The organism is Nocardioides ferulae (assembly GCF_003660455.1).
GTDB classification, from domain to species: Bacteria; Actinomycetota; Actinomycetes; order Propionibacteriales; family Nocardioidaceae; genus Nocardioides; species Nocardioides ferulae.
Map to the genome: position 1 here is coordinate 1 of NZ_QZVR01000036.1, position 16500 is coordinate 16500.

General features: G+C 71.6%; 12 protein-coding genes and 1 tRNA gene. 8 read left to right on the forward strand and 5 right to left on the reverse strand.

Annotated features, from left to right (window positions below; translation table 11 throughout):
• Positions 1-478 precede the first annotated feature (478 nt).
• Together D6B71_RS21985 and tyrS are read right to left on the reverse strand one after the other, a co-directional pair.
• On the reverse strand, positions 479-1552 hold the full coding sequence (locus tag D6B71_RS21985) for an alpha-hydroxy acid oxidase (RefSeq protein WP_121258951.1): 1074 nt from the start codon (positions 1550-1552) through the stop codon (positions 479-481).
• The gene (gene tyrS / locus D6B71_RS21990) at positions 1553-2824 is read right to left on the reverse strand and encodes a tyrosine--tRNA ligase (protein WP_121258952.1); all 1272 of its coding nucleotides are present in this window, start codon (positions 2822-2824) and stop codon (positions 1553-1555) included.
• A 118-nt stretch (positions 2825-2942) separates the two neighbouring features.
• On the opposite strand from tyrS, the gene D6B71_RS21995 reads away from it, so the two are divergent.
• The 5 genes from D6B71_RS21995 (at position 2943) to D6B71_RS22015 (ending at position 10991) form a co-directional block, all read left to right on the forward strand.
• Positions 2943-4346 carry a serine/threonine-protein kinase gene (locus tag D6B71_RS21995; protein ID WP_164519784.1) on the forward strand — a complete coding sequence of 468 codons (1404 nt, stop codon included), beginning with the start codon at positions 2943-2945 and terminating at the stop codon, positions 4344-4346.
• Positions 4347-4420: 74 nt separating this feature from the next.
• A complete protein-coding gene (locus tag D6B71_RS22000; RefSeq protein ID WP_121258953.1) occupies positions 4421-7804 on the forward strand; it encodes a response regulator in 3384 nt (1127 codons plus the stop codon).
• Between the two features lie 172 nt (positions 7805-7976).
• Positions 7977-8633: a helix-turn-helix transcriptional regulator gene (locus D6B71_RS22005; protein ID WP_126688346.1), complete on the forward strand. Its 657-nt coding sequence runs from the start codon at positions 7977-7979 to the stop codon at positions 8631-8633.
• Positions 8634-8818: 185 nt separating this feature from the next.
• Positions 8819-9175, forward strand: coding sequence for an STAS domain-containing protein (locus D6B71_RS22010; RefSeq protein ID WP_121258955.1), 357 nt, complete (start codon positions 8819-8821; stop codon positions 9173-9175).
• A gap of 175 nt (positions 9176-9350) precedes the next feature.
• On the forward strand, positions 9351-10991 hold the full coding sequence (locus tag D6B71_RS22015) for a LamG domain-containing protein (RefSeq protein WP_126688347.1): 1641 nt from the start codon (positions 9351-9353) through the stop codon (positions 10989-10991).
• 17 nt (positions 10992-11008) lie between these two features.
• Here D6B71_RS22015 and D6B71_RS22020 read toward each other — a convergent pair.
• A tRNA-Ile gene (locus D6B71_RS22020) sits at positions 11009-11082 on the reverse strand.
• A gap of 141 nt (positions 11083-11223) precedes the next feature.
• On the opposite strand from D6B71_RS22020, the gene D6B71_RS22025 reads away from it, so the two are divergent.
• Positions 11224-11445: a hypothetical protein gene (locus D6B71_RS22025; RefSeq protein ID WP_121258957.1), complete on the forward strand. Its 222-nt coding sequence runs from the start codon at positions 11224-11226 to the stop codon at positions 11443-11445.
• 89 nt (positions 11446-11534) lie between these two features.
• On the forward strand, positions 11535-13103 hold the full coding sequence (locus D6B71_RS22030) for a methyl-accepting chemotaxis protein (protein WP_121258958.1): 1569 nt from the start codon (positions 11535-11537) through the stop codon (positions 13101-13103).
• A gap of 18 nt (positions 13104-13121) precedes the next feature.
• On the opposite strand, the gene D6B71_RS22035 is transcribed toward D6B71_RS22030, so the two are convergent.
• Both D6B71_RS22035 and D6B71_RS22040 read right to left on the reverse strand, forming a co-directional pair.
• Complete coding sequence (locus tag D6B71_RS22035; RefSeq protein WP_121258959.1) at positions 13122-14225, reverse strand: tocopherol cyclase family protein; 1104 nt, start codon at positions 14223-14225, stop codon at positions 13122-13124.
• 53 nt (positions 14226-14278) lie between these two features.
• On the reverse strand, positions 14279-14743 hold the full coding sequence (locus D6B71_RS22040) for a hypothetical protein (protein ID WP_126688348.1): 465 nt from the start codon (positions 14741-14743) through the stop codon (positions 14279-14281).
• A 480-nt stretch (positions 14744-15223) separates the two neighbouring features.
• On the opposite strand from D6B71_RS22040, the gene D6B71_RS22045 reads away from it, so the two are divergent.
• Positions 15224-16426 (forward strand): IS481 family transposase, encoded by a 1203-nt coding sequence (locus tag D6B71_RS22045; RefSeq protein ID WP_121258961.1) that lies wholly within the window; start codon positions 15224-15226, stop codon positions 16424-16426.
• The last annotated feature ends 74 nt before the right edge of the window (positions 16427-16500 follow it).

Sequence of the window (16500 nt, forward strand, 5' to 3'; positions counted from 1 at the left end):
AACTAATTCGTCGACTATGACACACTGTTGAGTTCTCAAGAATCAGACGCACACCGTCCTTTGGCCTTGCGGGCCGCAGCGGCGGGGCTTCGTCTTTCGCTACTTTATCAGTTCGTTTCGCGCCTCGCAATTCGAGGCAGTTTTTCGAACTGATTCCCGACCGGTTCCAGATTGTTTATCCTGGGCCCTGTCGGGACTTGTGGAACTTTATCAGAACCGTTTTTCGCGGGCAATTCCGCTCTTGGTTCCGCACCCGGGCGCACTCGTGTTCTTGAGGATTTCGGGGGGCCCCTCTTCGGGGCGCGCACTCGAACTCCATCGAGAGGAGAGTGTTGGGGGTGGTCTCCCGGGGCCGGCAGCCCGACCTGACCGGTCTTGCTGCCCGCCGCTCCGTGGCGACTCGGAGAACATTAGGCCCGGGCCGCAGAAGTTTCAAATCGGGCCGGCGTGAGCCGGGCCACAGCGTCGTTTGCGCAGGTCAGAGCGGTGAGGTCGGCTGCCAGGGCAGTCGCTCCGGAGGGTGGGCGGCGAGGTCGCGGGTGTCGGCCACGGTGCGGCAGCCGGCCAGCCTGAGCGCCTCGCACGTCTGCACCCGCAACTCCTCGTGCAGCGCGGCCACTCCGGCCTCGCCCTCGACCAGCGCATAGAGCGCGAGCCGGCCCAGGAAGACGGCATCGGCGCCGAGACCCAGCGCGGCGAGCACGTCGAGCCCGGAGCGCACTCCCCCGTCGACGTAGACCTCGGCTCCGCCGTCGACCGCAGCGACGACCTCGGCGAGGCAGGCTGCCGTGGACAGCGCGCGGTCGAGCTGGCGTCCCCCGTGGTTGGAGACCCACACAGCGGAGGCACCCGCCTGGACGCACCGGCGCGCGTCGTCGGCCCGGGTCAACCCCTTGACGACCACCGGCAGCCCGCTCTTGTCCGCCAGCCAGTCGATGTCGTGCGGTCCGAGGTCGTTGGCCTTCTCGGAGCCGGCACGATCGTCATAGCCGGGGTCGAAGTTCACCCGCACCATCCCGCGGTCGACGTTGTCCCACACGCTTCCGCCCGCGGCGTACTTCGTGGCCACCACCGGTGTGTCCGCCGTGAGCACGACGGCGGTCGCTCCGGCGGCCACAGCCCGCTCGAGCATCGGCTCGGCGAGCGTGCGGTCGGCCGGAAGGTAGGCCTGGAGCCACCAGCGGACACCGGTTTCGCCGATCTGCTCGAACGGGGTGCCGGCGTTGCTGGAGACCACCATGACGCCTCCGGCGGCCGCGGTCGCGCGGGCCATCGCCAGCTCTCCCTCGGGGTGCACCGCCCGCTGGAGGGTCGTCGGGGCGATGCCCCACGGCACGGGCGAGGGGTGTCCGAGCAGAGTGACCGCGGGGTCGACCTGCGTCACGTCCCGCAGCACATGCGGGCGGAATCGCACCGAGGACCAGGCAGCCACCGCCTCGTTCGCGGTGACCGAGTCGCGGGCACCTTCGACGAGGTACTCGAACACGGTCGGCGGCAGCGCCCGCCGTGCTCGCTCCTCCAGTCCCTCGAGCCAGCGCGCCTCGGTGCTCACTCAGCCGACCTCGACCCCGGCGAAGTTCTTCTTGCCCCGCCGCAGCACCAGCCAGCTGCCGCCGATCAGGTCGTCCGCGGCCACCACCCGGTCGACGTCCTCGATGCGATCGTTGTTGAGGTAGGCGCCACCCTCGCCGATGGTGCGGCGTGCCTCCCCCTTGCTCTTCGCCAGTCCGGTGTCGACGAGCAGGTCGACGACGCTGGGCAGCGGCGTCCCGGCTGCGACCTTGACGCTGCCGGCCTCACGCAGTGCGGCCCCCAGGGTCTGCACGCTCAGGCCCCGGAGGTCACCCCCGCCGAACAGCGCGGCCGACGCCTCCTTGATCCGCTCGGTCTCCTCGGCGCCGTGGACCAGGGTCGTCACCTGCTCGGCCAGCGTGCGCTGCCCGATGCGCAGGAAGGGCTTCTCCGTGTGCTGCGCCTCCAGCTCCTCGATCTCGGGCCGAGACAGGAACGTGAACACCCGCAACAGCTCCCCGACCTTCTCGTCCTCGACGTTGAGCCAGAACTGGTAGAAGGCGTAGGGCGAGAGCATGTCGGCGTCCAGCCACAGGGCCCCGCCCTCCGTCTTGCCGTACTTCGTGCCGTCGGCCTTGGTCAGCAGCGGGGTGGCGAACGCGTGCGCCTTGCCGCCTGCCGCGCGGCGGATCAGCTCCGCGCCCGCGGTGAGATTGCCCCACTGGTCCGAGCCCCCGAACTGCAAGGTCACCCCGAAGTCGCGGTAGAGGTGGAGGAAGTCCATCGACTGCAGCAGCACGTAGCTGAACTCGGTGTAGCTGATGCCGGACTCGAGCCGTCGGCTCACGACGTCGCGGGCCAGCATCCGGTTGACCGGGAAGTGCTTGCCGACGTCGCGCAGGAAGTCGATCGTGGAGAGGCTGGCGGTCCAGTCGTAGTTGTTGACCATCGTCGCCGCGTTGGGGCCCTCGAAGGAGAGGAACGGCTCGATCTGGCGACGGACCCGGTCGGTCCACTCCTTCACCGTGTCGAGCGAGTTGAGCGTGCGCTCGCCGGAGTCGCGAGGGTCGCCGATCATGCCGGTGGCCCCCCCGACCAGGGCGAAGGGGGTGTGTCCGGCCTGCTGCAGCCGCTTGGCGGTGAGGACCTGCACCAGGTGTCCCATGTGCAGGCTCGCCGCCGTCGGGTCGAAGCCCACGTAGAACCGCACGCTCCCCGCGTCCAACGCCTCGCGCAGGGCGTCGCGGTCCGTCGAGTGGGCGATCAGTCCGCGCCACTCGAGGTCGTCGAGGAGGGTGGGGTCGATGGGCACGATGCGCCTTTCCGAGCAGGTGGTGGAGGTGGGTACCGTCGGGTCAAGCCTGCCGTATCACCCCCGCACCCGCCCACCGGGTTCGTCGTCGCGCACCGCTGCAGGCCAGGAAGGACGGATGGTGGCTGCTGGCGAGATCGCAGGCAGGTACTCCCTGGATCGGGAGATCGGCCGGGGCGGCATGGGGGCCGTCTGGCTCGGCCGCGACGCCGTGCTGGGGCGGCAGGTCGCGCTCAAGCGCGTGGGCGCTGTGGCGCTCGCGGGCAGTCCGGATCTCGCCCGGGCGGAGCGGGAGGCCCGGCTGGCGGCGCGGGTTAACCATCCCCACGTCGTCGCGGTCTTCGACCTCGTCGAGCAGGACGGCGACCAGTGGCTGGTGATGGAGTACGTCGCCGGCTCGACGTTGGCCGGGCTCGTCCAGCGCCACGGCCGGCTCACGGCCGAGCAGGCGGCTCCGCTGCTGGCCCAGGCGGCCGACGCGCTCGCCGCCGCACACGCGGTCGGGATCGTGCATCGCGACGTCAAGCCGTCCAACATCCTGGTCACCGAGCAGGGCCAGGTGAAGCTCTCCGACTTCGGCATCGCCCGCGCCCAGGCCGACGCCTCGCTCACCCAGACCGGTCTGGTCACCGGCTCGCCCGCCTATCTGGCTCCGGAGGTGGCGTCCGGGGCCGGCGCCACCGGCGCCAGCGACGTCTGGTCGCTCGGCGCGACGCTGTTCCACGCCCTCTCCGGGCACCCGCCCTACGAGGTGGGCGAGAACGTGATGGGAGCGCTCTACCGGATCGTGCACGAGCAGCCGCCGCGGCTGCCGGACGCCGGCTGGCTGGCGCCCCTGCTCGAGGCGACGATGTGCCGGGAGCCGGGCGATCGCTGGTCGATGGCGCGCGTGCACGAGTTCCTGGTCGGAGGCGCGCCGCCGCCGGGCAGTCGCACCGACACGCTCCCCCGTCCGGTGCGCGGCGCCGGCGGGGCGGCGGCCGCGCCCGACCACACCCGGTCGCTGGCTCCGATCCCGACAGGCGCCACCGCCGAGCCCGTGCCTTCCTCCGACCACCGGCGCGGCGGCTCTCGGCGTCCTCTGCTGGTCCTGCTCGCCCTGGCGGTGGTCACCGCACTCACCGTCGGTGCGTTCGCCCTGGGCCTCCGCGGCGACGACGAGGCCGCCCCGCCGGGGCAGCAGTCGCCGTCGTCTCCGCGCTCCACCTCCGCCGAGCCGAACGAGCAGGACATGGAGGCCTTCGTCGCCGACTACCTGGACACCGCAACCGCCGACCCAGCGGCCGCCTTCAATCGGCTGACGCCCGCGTTCCAGACCCAGAGCGGAGACCTGGCCGGCTACCAAGAGTTCTGGAGCGGCATCCAGGAGGCACGGCTGCTGTCCGTCCGGGCCGATCCGGGCGACCTCACCGTGGCCTACGACGTGAGCTACACGACCACCGACGGCCGCACCTGGGAGGACAGCCCCAGCCTGAAACTGGTGTTCGAGGACGGGAAGTACCTCATCGCGGGCGAGTCCTGACCGATCGGGACCTCGGCCCCCGCTTGGCGAAGCAGGTGGCCGTATCGTGACACCAGACGAGGGCGGGAGGTCAGATGGAACACGCGTCGCCGGACCTTCCCGGCGGAGCCGAGTCATCCGACGCTGTTCCGACCCCCGATCTCGACCTCGGGCTCGACCTCTACCGAGGCCTCGTCGAGGACTCGCGCGACGGGATCTGGGTCTTCGACCTCGACGGCCGCGTCCGCTACGCCAATCCGCGGGTGGCCGAACTGCTCGGCGTCCCGCCGGGCTCGGTCAGCGACCTCTCCGTCTTCGACACGCTCGACGAACCCGGCCGCGTCCAGTTCGCCGAGCACCTCGAAGAGCTGCGCGCCGGCGTCCTCAACACTCACGAGGTCGAGGTGCAGTTCGTCCGACGGGACGGGTCCACCCTGTGGCTGCTGGTCCAGGAGAGCCCCTGGAACGCCCCGGACGGCTCTCTCGCCGGCGTCGTCCATCGGATGAGCGACGACAGCCGCCGCCGGGCGATCATCGAGGAGCTCCGATCGAGCCGAGCCGAGCTGGCCGAGGCTGAGCGGATCGCCCGCATCGCCGGCTGGACGTGGGACGTCGACTCCGACCGGATCACCAGCTCCGAGCAGCTGCTCGAGCTGTTCGGTTTCACGCCCGACACGGTCCCGCGGACCTTTGCCGGCTACCTCGAGCTCGTCCACCCCGACGACCGCCACCTGGTCCACGCGGCCGTGGAGTCCGCTCTCAGCGGCACCGGCACCGGCACCGGCACCGGCACCGGCGAGTTCGACTACACCGTCCGGGTCGCACTCACCGAGGGCTGGCGCTGGGTCCGCGGCCGCGGCGTCGCGCGGAGCACCGACGGGTCGGTCACGATGTCGGGCACCCATCAGGACGTCACCGAGGTCACCGAGGCGCAACTGGCGCTGGTCGACCAGGTCCTGCAGAACACGCTGATGCAGGCGGTGGCCAGCGCCGCCAACGAGGCCGCCACGCTCGACGAGGTGCTCGGTCGCGCCCGAGACCTGGTGCTCCTGCACGAGGACTGGGAGCGAGCGCGCGGCTTCGTCCCGGACGGCGCCGGCGGACTGGCTCCGCTCTACGTCAGCGAGGCGGACCAGCGTGCCGACGAGGCGGCTCCCGAGCGCCGGGCTGCCGAGCTGGAGCTCGCGCAGCGGGTGCTGGATCGGCGCAGCACCCTGTGGGACGACCCGCGACTCACCATCGGCTTCCCCGTCCTGCTGGGCACCGACGTGTGCGCCGTGGTCACCCTCACCTCGGCGCCCCCGCTCTACCGCCACGAGATGATCGAGTCGATGGTGGCCCAGGTGTCGGTACAGCTCGGACGTGTCGCCGAGCGGGAACGGGCGCAACGCGAGCTGGCCGACGCACGTGACCAGGCGATGGCCGCGTCCCGCCAGAAGTCGGAGTTCCTGGCCACGATGAGCCACGAGATCCGCACCCCGCTCAACGGCGTCATCGGCCTCACCGACCTGCTGGTCCGCACCGACCTCGACCCCGGCCAGCAGCGCCTGGCCTCCGGCGTCCAGGTGGCCAGCCGGGCGCTGCTCGCGCTGATCAACGACGTGCTCGACTTCAGCAAGATCGAGGCCGGCCGGCTCGAGCTCGAGCAGGTCGACTTCGACGTGCGCGACGTCTTCGACCAGGTGACGCGCCTGCTGGGCGAACAGGCTCGGGGCAAGAACCTCGAGCTGCTGGTCGCCGTCGACCCGGCCGTGCCGCAGCTGCTGCGTGGCGACCCGACCCGGCTGACCCAGGTGCTCACCAACCTGGGCTCGAACGCCGTGAAGTTCACCGAGCACGGCGAGGTCGCCGTCACGGCGAGCGCGGAGAACGGCCCCGACGACCGGGTGCGGCTACGGGTCGCGGTGAGCGACACCGGCAGCGGGATCGACCCGGAGCGGCTGCCCGAGCTGTTCGAGCCCTTCACCCAGGGCGACGCCTCCACGACCCGGATGCACGGTGGCACCGGCCTGGGGTTGGCCATCTCTCGCGAGATCGTCGCCGCCCTCGACGGCGAGCTCCAGGTGCAGAGCGAACCCGGGACCGGAAGTACCTTCTCGTTCACGGTGCTGCTCGGCCACCCCCGCGGCGCGCACAGTAGGTCGGAGGACGATCGGGCTCGCGAGACGCTCACCGGGCGTCGGGCGCTGGTCGTCGACGACCTGCCGGCGCGAGCCCGGGTGCTCGAGCAACACCTGGCTCGCTGGGGGATGCGCGTCGACGTGGTCGCGGAGGGGCCTCCTGCGCGCGACGCGCTCGCGCGGCCCGGAGACGCGGCGTACGACGTGGTGCTGCTCGGGTTCGACGGCGGGGGCCGTGCGGCCCTGGAGCTGGCGGCTGGCCTGCTCGACGAGATCGGCGGATCGCGACCGGCGGTGCTGCTGGTCGGTGGCGATCACACCGAGCGCGACCGCCTCGCCACCGCAGGTGTGGACGATGTCGTGGCCACACCGGTCGTCGGTGCCGACCTGCGCCAGGCGCTGGAGGACCGGCTGGTCGGCGCCGTCGAGACGGCGGCCGCCGTGCCACCACCGAGCGCCACGCAGGCCGGGGCGGATCGGGGACGGGTATTGGTCGTCGAGGACAACGAGGTGAACCAGATGGTCGCCGCCGGGCTACTGGAGTCGCTCGGCTTCGCCGTCGAGACCGCCGACGACGGTCGCGCGGCGACGCTGGCCTACGACGCCGCTCGGCACGACGCGGTCCTGATGGACGTGCAGATGCCACACATGGACGGCTACGCCGCGACGCAGGCGATCCGCTCGCAGGAGACGCCGGGTCGCCGGGTCCCGGTCATCGCCATGACCGCCTCGGCGGTGGAGGGCGAGCGCGAGCGGTGCCTGGCTGCGGGGATGGACGACTTCTTGACCAAACCGGTGGACCCCGGCGCCTTGGCGTCCGTCCTGGGGCGCTGGTTGGGTGGCGAGGTGCCCACCCGTGCGGCACCTCCGCGACCTTCGCCTCACCCCGGGGACCAGCACCCCACCACCCCCGCCCCTGCGGCCGAGCAGGGCCCCCACCCAGAGGAGCCTCCCGTGTCCGAAGACGCCACCGACCCGCTCACGGGCCTCGACCTCGACCGTCTGGCGATGCTGCGCGACCTCGACCCCGGCAACACCGCCTACCTCGACCGGGCGATCGGCAACTTCTGCCGCAACTCCGTGACGGCCGTGGAGACGATCGCGGCGGCCATCGAGGCCGCGGACGCGCCTGCACTGCGGGCGGCCGCCCACAAGCTCGCTGGCAGCGCCCTGAACCTGGGTGCGGCGCAAGCGGGCGCTGCCGCGCGTGAGCTGGAGTTCCTCGGCGACGCCGACACCACCGAGGGCGCGGCAGCGTTGGTCGCCCCGCTGGAGGAGGCATTGGAGGAGGGGCGCCAAGCGCTCCGCGCCTATCAACGCCGGTTCACCGACGCCGGCCAGGAGCAGCACGACGAGTAGGCCCAGGTCAGGCCGGCAGCTCGACCTGTGCGTGGTCACCCCCGTGCACCACCCGAGTCACAAGGAGCTGCCGGCCCACCGCTCCGGTGCCCGGCCCGGCGTCGTCCAAACCTGCCCTCGAGCAGGCCGGTGGTGGCACGTGGGCGCAAATCACCCCGAGGGGTGAGGGGCGATGACCAGCGTGACCTCCGTGGCCGCTCTAGGTTGTCGGATCGTGGTGACCGCAGCGAACACACTGATCTCGGGGGCGGAGCCGGTGCGGGTCGCCGTGCTCGACGAGCCGGAGCTGGTCCGGCTCGGCATCGCCGGGATGCTCGGTCGGCAGGCCCCGGACGCCGGACTCCGGCTGCGCCTGGTCGACCCCTCGGAGCCGACCCGACCCGACCTGGTCCTGTGCGACCCGAGCGGCCGCGAGACCTCGGTGGAGCGCTACCTGGCCAGCGTGACCGCGCGCGCCGGTGCGCCGCTCGTCGCGTTCACCTGGGACACCGACCCGGCACTGGTACGCCGGATCCTCACCGCCGGCGCCCGGGCGTGGGTGCCGAAGACCGCGTCGTCGGAGCGGTTCACCGAGGCGTTGCAGGCCGCGCACCGCGGATCGCACCGGACGGTCTCGAGTGTCCCGACCGAGCAGGCGGGCGTCCGCCTGAGCCGCCGCGAGCACGAGGTGCTCACGCTGATCTGCCGCGGTCACAGCAACGCCGAGATCGCCGAACTGCTCTACGTCAGCGTGAACTCGGTGAAGACCTACATCCGGCAGATCTACCAGAAGACGGGCGTCAGCCGGCGGGCGCAAGCGGTCGCGTGGGGGTTGGCGCGCGGCTTCTGACCTGGCCCAGGCGCGCCGGCCGACGCCGGGGCCGCCCCGTCAGGACCGCGTGCCCGCCCCGGCGATCATCCTCAATTTTGTCTCAGGAAACCCTTCCCTCGGGACCGGACGCGAGGCACCCTAGAGAGGTCGATGTGACGAACACCTCTGTGCCGCTCAGGGGCGTTCCGACCGAGGGGAGCGCGATGCCGCTTCAGATCTCGACGGAGCTGGCGGGGGAAGCTGCGACGTTCGAGTTGCGGGGCAAGCTGACCGGCGCGAGCGCCCACGAGCTCGTCCGTCGGATCGAGCAGGCCCGGGCCGACGGTGTGCGAGACCTCGTGGTCGATCTGAGCTGGGTCGACGAGGTCGACTCCGCGGGTCTGTCGCGGCTGCTGTGGTGTGTGCGCCGGGCCGAGGTGCACGGGCACGTGCAGTTGCTGGCGCGCCGCTCCCAGGTGCGGCGGCTGCTCTCCACCAGTGAGCACGCCGACCTGCTCACCGCCCCGTCCAGCGGCCACGGGGTCCCCCGGCCGCGGCGACGCACCCACACCCCCGCCTGACCGGCGTCTCCGAGTCGCTGAGCGACCCGCTATCGCGGGTCGCCGGGACGAAAGTCCCGTCCTCACCGGTCTGCAGACCTGCCTGTGACGGTTCTCTTCACCTCGGCCGGTGCCTGCCGATGGTCGCACCAGGGGGAGGCCTCTCCCCTGGTCGCCGACCAACCGGGGGAAGAACGTGCAGACCTGTGTGCCGGCCGGCAAGGGCGCGCTCCAGACCAGGATCGCCGCCGTGGCGGCCCTCCTGCTCGGCTCGCTGATCGCGGTCGTCGGTTCCTCGCCGAGCCAGGCGACGATGCCCGGGCCCAGCGCTGCCGCGCCGGTGGTCGCGCGCGGAGCAGGCCTCTCTGTCTCTCCGCTGCTCTACGTCGGTGGCCAGCGGCTGACTTTCGAGGGGGACCTGGGCCGGCCAGGCGTGGCTCCGCTGCATCTGCAGTCCCACATGAACCGCCCCGGCGATACCTGGCTCGATGTGCCCGGGTCGAACCGGACCACGAACGCCGACGGCAGCTTCCGGTTCTCGTTCCCCGCTCCCTCGATGTTCGGGATCAGCATGCGGGTGGTCTCCGGCTCGGCGGCCACACCGCGGTGGACGTTCGACGCCAAGACGCAGGACCTCACGCTGAGCACCCACAAGCTCCCCGGTCTGCCCGAGGGCCAGGTCCGGGCGGGCGTCCCGTTCGTGATCGCCGTCGACACCACCCCCGACCTCCTCCGCCGCCCTGACCTGCCCGGCCCGATCTTCGGCGGCCGGACGCTCACGCTGCAGCAGCGCCTCAGCGACACCCGGTGGAAGACGCTGGACACCTCGAGGGTGGACCTGCTCGGCCAGGGTCGGTTCGTGGTCACCGTGGACGAGCCGGGCACGGTCGTCTACCGGGTGCGCCAGGAGGAGTACACCTCCGGCGGCAGCGAGATCGGCTGGTACCCCTCGTTCCCCCACTACGTGCGCGTGGTCGGCACGCGTCCCTCGGACGCGGCGGAGCCGAGCAGGTCGACGCTCGCGCCGGCCGCACCGACGACGGGTGCCGCGATGCCGTCGGGACCGGTCTCGAGTCGCGACGGCGCACCTGCGGCCCCGGGCAGCGCATCGCAGAACAGCCAGTGGCGTCCGGCGCTGTGGGACTACGCCTGGGTGTCCGGCGAGGCCCTGGACAGCCCGCCGCACCGCGGCACGGTGCGCGGTGGGTGGTGGCTCGACGCCTCCGACGGCAGCGGGCGGGTGTCGAAGCACAACGGCGGGCTCACCCTCGACAGCCAGCGGAACTACTCCGGCCCTGGCGACCACGGCAGCGTGAGCGCCACCCTGCGCGAGGCCCCCAGGCGCTACGGCCGGTGGGAGTCGATGATGCGCCTGAAGGTCACCGAGCACGACGCCCGGGACTACCACGCCGTCTTCGAGCTGGTCCCGGAACGGTCGGGAAGCGACCGGTGCTCGCCCCGAAGCATCCTGATCGCGGACGTCGTCCCCGGCGGTCGGACCGTCACCATGGGTGCGACGGCGGCGAACGGGACCCAGTGGACGCGCACGGTGCCGACGCCCACCTCGACGGACATCGCGACCACGTACGCCGTCGAGCTGAGCAAGCGGCACATCTCGTGGTTCGCCAACGGCCGCGTCGTCGCCACGCTGCGCAACCGCGATGCGATCCCCGGCGTCCCCATGACCCCGCGCCTCAGCCTGGTCGGCGAGGCCGGCCAGGAGATGAACAAGACCCAGTACATCTCCGACTGGCAGCGCGGGTTCTCCCTCAAGCGCGGGGAGCTGACCACCGACGGCGCGGCGATGCGGCTCGGGCACTACGACACCGGCTGCTGAACGGCCGGGACGGCCAGTAGGGCGGGTGGGGCTCGAACCCACGACCCAAGGATTATGAGTCCTCTGCTCTGACCGGCTGAGCTACCGCCCCTCGGCGGGCGAGCCTAGGGCATCGGTCCCGCGCAGCGGCAGCCGGATCCCGAGCGTCGAGCGCCTCCGGTGCCCGGAGACCGATCCGGGTACCTCTGCGGTGGCGCGCCGGACCCTCCGGCGCCGGTCGGAGGGAGACACGATGAAGTCGCTGCTGAGCCTGCTCGTGGTGGCCTGGCTGGTGATCGGCGTACTCGCCGCCTGGCAGCGCGGCTACTTCGGCGAGGACCGCGACGTCAGCTGCAAGACCGCGGGCGACACCGCGCTGACCGTCGTCGCCGGTCCGCTGAACTACGTCGGGGTCAACCCGAAGGTCGACTGCAGGCTGCCGGATCGCGACGACCTGCCCGAGCCCTCGAAGTAGACAACTCCGGCCTCTTGCCCTTTCCCCTCAGGTGTGGGCGGGTGCGAGTCGATGGGCGCGCTAGCACCCTCGAGTGACCGGAGACACACATGAGACATCCCCGCACCTGGTCGATCCGCACCCAGATGGTCGCGATCGTGGTCCTGTTCGGCCTCGGCACCGTGGCCTTGTCGACGGTGGCGTCGCTGCGCATGGAGGACCGGATCATGGCCGAGCGCAAGGAGTCCACCAGCAAGGTGGTGGAGACCGCGCTCGGGGTGATCGAGAGCTACGGCGCCCTGGAAGGGGCCGGTGAGCTGACGCAGGAGGAGGCTCAGGCGGCCGCGCTCCGCGTGCTCGAGCAGCTGCGCTACTCCGGTGAGGAGTACTTCTGGGTCAACGACATGGGTCCGACGATGGTCATGCACCCCATCAAGCCCGAGCTCGACGGCACCGACCTCAGCGCGAACGAGGACCCCGACGGCAAACGGCTCTTCGTCGAGATGGTCGACGTGGTGAAGGCCGACGGTGCCGGGTTCGTCGACTACCAGTGGCCCAAGCCCGGCGCGGACGCGCCCCAGCCCAAGGTCTCCTACGTCGCCGGCTACGAGCCCTGGGGATGGGTCGTCGGGTCGGGCGTGTACGTCGACGACGTGCGCACCGTGGCCGTCGGCGAGACCGCGCGGCTGCTCCTGGCCGGGGTCGGCGTCCTGCTCGTCGTCGGCGGCGTCGCCCTCTACCTGGGCCGGACCATCGTCGGTCCGCTGCGGTCGGCGACCGGTCTGCTGGCCAGCGGCGACGTCTCGACCCGGCTGCCCGAGGGCCGCGGCCGCACCGAGCTCGAGCGGCTCGCGGTGGCGTTGAACGGCACCCTGGACCGCTCCTCGGCCGTCGCCCGCGACGTCGGTGCCGCCGTCTCCGAGCTCGACGAGGCGGTCCGCAGCCTCGTGGAGGCCAGCGACGGCATGTCGAACACCGCCGAGCACACCGCCACTCGCACAGCGGCCGCGGCGCGGGCCGCCCAGGAGGTCAGCAGCGGCGTCGACAACGTCGCCTCGGGCACCCAGGAGATGGGCGCCTCGATCGGCGAGATCGCCAAGAACACCCACGACGTGGCCAGGATCGCCGGCGAGGCCGTCCAGCTGGCCGACAGCACGAACCAGGCGGTGGGTGCGCTCGGGGAGTCCTCGGCCCAGATCGGCAGCGTCGTCAAGGTGATCACCTCGATCGCGGAGCAGACCAACCTGCTCGCGCTCAACGCCACCATCGAGGCCGCCCGCGCCGGCGAGGCCGGCAAGGGGTTCGCCGTGGTCGCCGGAGAGGTCAAGGAGCTGGCTCAGGAGACCGCACGGGCGACCGGCGACATCGCCTCCCAGGTGGAGGCGATCCAAGGTGCCGTCGCCGAGGCCGCCGCCGAGATCGGGCGGATCCAGGAGATCATCATGCGCATCGACGACTTCCAGTCGACGATCGCCGGGGCCGTGGAGGAGCAGACCGCGACCACGGCGACGATGGCGGCCAGCCTCGCCCGGGCCGCCGACGGCGGCCGTGACATCGCCACCACCCTGGAGGGCGTCGACGAGTCGTCGCGGGCCACCAGCCTCGAGCTGGAGGGCATCCGTGCCGCGGCACGCGGCCTGGCCGAGACGTCCCAGCGCCTGCGCGAGACGGTGGGCTGAGGCCGCTGGGAGGCCGCCTCAGCCAGCGGTACGGGGTACCGGGGCGGCGTGGACGTCGTCGACCGCGCCGCCGCGGCGCAGCACCTCTGCCCGGGCCCGGTCGATGCCGCCGTGCTCGAGCGCGGCGCTCTCCGATCGCCCCTCCCACACCAGCCGCCCGCGCTCGCGGACCCGGACGGTCAGCGACGCGCCCAGGTGCTCGATCGCGCCGGGCACGTTGCGTCGTTCCGCGGGGAGGGGCACCGGCAGCACGTGCGCGTGACCCAGGTCGCCGCGCCCCTCCACCTCCACCTGCCACCGCGCGCCGCGGCCCCGCAGCGACCACAGCTCGTCGTGCACCTCGGCCCGCACGGGTGAGACGACCGGGTCACCCAGGCGCAGCAGCCGGCCGTCGGGCAGCAGGACGACGACCGCGGTCACGGTGGTGCGCAGCGGTCCCGCGTTGACCTCGCCACCCGCGAACGCTACGCAGGCACCGGCCTCGGCGAAGCCCTGCGCCTGCCCCCACCACCACGAGTCGGGGAAGCCGCCCTTGCCCCAGTTCTTCTCGGCGTAGACGCTCCAGCCGTCGAGCTCCCAGCGCTCCTCCCCCACCACCGCCCAGCCGCGGGCTCGGCCGCCGAGCAGCCACGGGTGCCAGTACTGGTTGAGCCCCGGCACGGCCTGGAACACGCTCGACCCACCGAAGGACCGGCGCGGCCACGGCACCGGCTCACTGACCTCGATCTCCACCCGCGCGTCGGGGCCGAGGTCGACGCGCAGCGAGCGATCGAGCCCGGTGAAGGCCTCGCCGGCGCTGACGCCGAGACGGTCCGGTGCCGCCGACCCCGTGGGGTGCTCGACCGTGCGCAGGAAGCCGCTCGGATGCGCGGCGAGCCCGAGCGTCGCCCAGTGCCCGTCGGCGGCCCGGTTGACGCCGTTGAGCGCGATCAGCACCCGATCGGTGCCCGGGTCGGTGAACCGCCAGAAGTAGCCCTCCATCGCCACCTGGTGGGCCCGCAGGGGGTCGCCGAACGGCAGGTCGGCGCCGCTCGCGCGATAGGCGGCGTGGACTGCGGCGGCCCCGCGCCGCAGGGTGGCCGTCACCTTCGACAGGGCCGACGGGTGGGACTGGATGCTCATCCCGGCAGCATGTCAGCACAGCACGGGCCGGGGAACCTCGGCCCGATCGCGAGTCAGTCCACGAACCAGAGACCGGCGTCGTCCTGCCGGACCCGCCATCTGGTGTCCTCCTCGGCCGGCAGCGTGACCCGCCAATGCCGGCCGGCGTCGGTGGCCTCGTAGTCCTCGAGCCGGTACGCCGCGAGGCCCGCCCACTCCTCGACCGTTCGGCGCAGGTCCCGGCGCGGGGCCTCCCGGTCCAGCACGCAGGGGTCGTCGCGGAAGTCCGACGAGCCGCGGTACTGGAACGCGCAGGCGGCCGCGTCGTCGGCGGAAGCCATCGCCTGCACGTAGCCGTAGACCGTCGCGACCGGGTCCTCCGAGGGCCGGGTGGTGTCGATGTCGCTCCACCGGCCGGGCGTCTTCGCCGGTTCGGTCCCGGGCGCCTCGCCGTGGTCGACGTCGGCACAGCCGCCGAGCAGCACCAAGCCGGTGAGCACCGCCGCGACGGCCTTCGAGCCACGTGGCCCGGAAACCACGGAGCGGCCTGACCCAGGCTTTCTCGCCGTGGTCAGGCCGCTCATCTGCTCCCCCGGTTGGACTCGAACCAACAACCCTCCGATGCCGCCGCGAGTGCGATGAGCGCATGACGCCAGTTGACGCTCTTCGCCGATAAACGCCACTTGAACTGGGCAAACGCTGGCGTCTAGTGGTGTCGCGCTGACGCTGGTTGACGGCCCTTGACAGAGTTTCTGGCCTGTTTATGGACACCTTCAAGTCTCCGCCGCGAAGCGCATCTCCTCGTCGTGTGCGGTGCGCCTGCCTGAAGGTTGCTGGCCACGCGGGTCAACGAGGTCGCCGCAGTCGGTTTCCAGAGCCATCCAGAGACCGCCTCGGCGCCGATAAGAGATCGGACACTTGAGGTCGGGAGGAGGATCCGAAGAGGAGGATCCGAAGATGTGCTGGCTCAGGACATAGGAAACCCATGTCTCAGGTCATAGGAAACTCGATGCTGGCCGGTGTCGAAGGCGAGGCTGGTCATCACCGCGGTCGAGATCGAGGGCATCACCCAGGCCGAGGTCGCCCGCCGGTACGGGGTGAGCAAGGGCTGGGTCAGCAAGCTCATTGCCCGTTACCGCGCAGAAGGCGACACCGCCCTCGAGCCCCGCTCACGGGCCCCGAAGACCAGCCCCACCGCGACGCCGGCCGCCACGATCGACCTCGTCCTGCGGCTACGCAAACAACTCGCCGACAGCGGTCTGGACGCCGGCGCCGACACCATCGACTGGCACCTGCGCCACCGCCACCACGTGCAGCTGTCGCGGGCCACCATCAACCGGATCCTGGTCCGCGCCGGCGCCGTCACCCCGGACCCCTCGAAGCGACCCAAGTCCTCCTACATCCGATTCGAAGCCGACCAGCCCAACGAGACCTGGCAGTCCGACTTCACCCACTACCGACTCACCGACCCCCACGGCACCCCCGGCGACGACACCGAGATCATCACCTGGCTCGACGACTGCTCCCGCTACGCCCTGCACATCTCAGCCCACGCCCGCCTCACCGCCCCGATCGTGCTGGCCAGCTTCCGGCAAACCGCTGACCTGCACGGATACCCCGCATCCACGCTCACCGACAACGGCATGGTCTACACCGTCCGGTTCGCCGGCGGCCGCGGCGGCCGCACCCAACTCGAGCACGAACTCCGCCGCCTGGGCATCGTGCAGAAGAACTCACGCCCCAACCACCCCACCACCTGCGGGAAAGTCGAACGGTTCCAACAGACCATGAAGAAGTGGCTGCGCGCCCAACCCGACCAGCCGGCCACCATCGACCAGCTCAACACCCTGCTGCAGTCCTTCGCCGACGAATACAACCAGCGCCGCCCGCACCGGTCCCTACCCCACCGAGCCACCCCGGCGACCATCTACCAATCGCTGCCCAAGGCCGCCCCCGGAGCCGACCGCACCCGCGACACCCATGACCGCCTGCGCCACGACATCGTCGATGGATCCGGCTGCGTGACCCTGCGCCACAATGGCCGGCTCCACCACATCGGCATCGGACGAACCCATGCCCGAACCCGCGTCCTGCTCCTGGTCCAAGACCTCGAGATCCGCATCATCAACGCAGCCACCGGCGAACTCCTCCGCGAACTGACACTCAACCCAGACCGTGACTACCAGCCCACCGGAGCACCCCAACGACCCACCCGAAAATGACGAAACCCGGCGAACTGAATCGCCCCGGGTCTGGTGGAGGCTCTCAATCCATGGAGGATGAGAGTCATGGCAGC

What these genes read in the sequence shown, in the direction of transcription:
- D6B71_RS21995 (WP_164519784.1), top strand. Translation starts at nt 2,943, where the DNA reads ATGGTGGCTGCTGGCGAGATCGCAGGCAGGTACTCCCTGGATCGGGAG.
- D6B71_RS22000 (WP_121258953.1), top strand. Translation starts at nt 4,421, where the DNA reads ATGGAACACGCGTCGCCGGACCTTCCCGGCGGAGCCGAGTCATCCGAC.
- D6B71_RS22005 (WP_126688346.1), top strand. Translation starts at nt 7,977, where the DNA reads ATGACCAGCGTGACCTCCGTGGCCGCTCTAGGTTGTCGGATCGTGGTG.
- D6B71_RS22010 (WP_121258955.1), top strand. Translation starts at nt 8,819, where the DNA reads ATGCCGCTTCAGATCTCGACGGAGCTGGCGGGGGAAGCTGCGACGTTC.
- D6B71_RS22025 (WP_121258957.1), top strand. Translation starts at nt 11,224, where the DNA reads ATGAAGTCGCTGCTGAGCCTGCTCGTGGTGGCCTGGCTGGTGATCGGC.
- D6B71_RS22030 (WP_121258958.1), top strand. Translation starts at nt 11,535, where the DNA reads ATGAGACATCCCCGCACCTGGTCGATCCGCACCCAGATGGTCGCGATC.
- D6B71_RS22035 (WP_121258959.1), bottom strand. Translation starts at nt 14,225, where the DNA reads ATGAGCATCCAGTCCCACCCGTCGGCCCTGTCGAAGGTGACGGCCACC.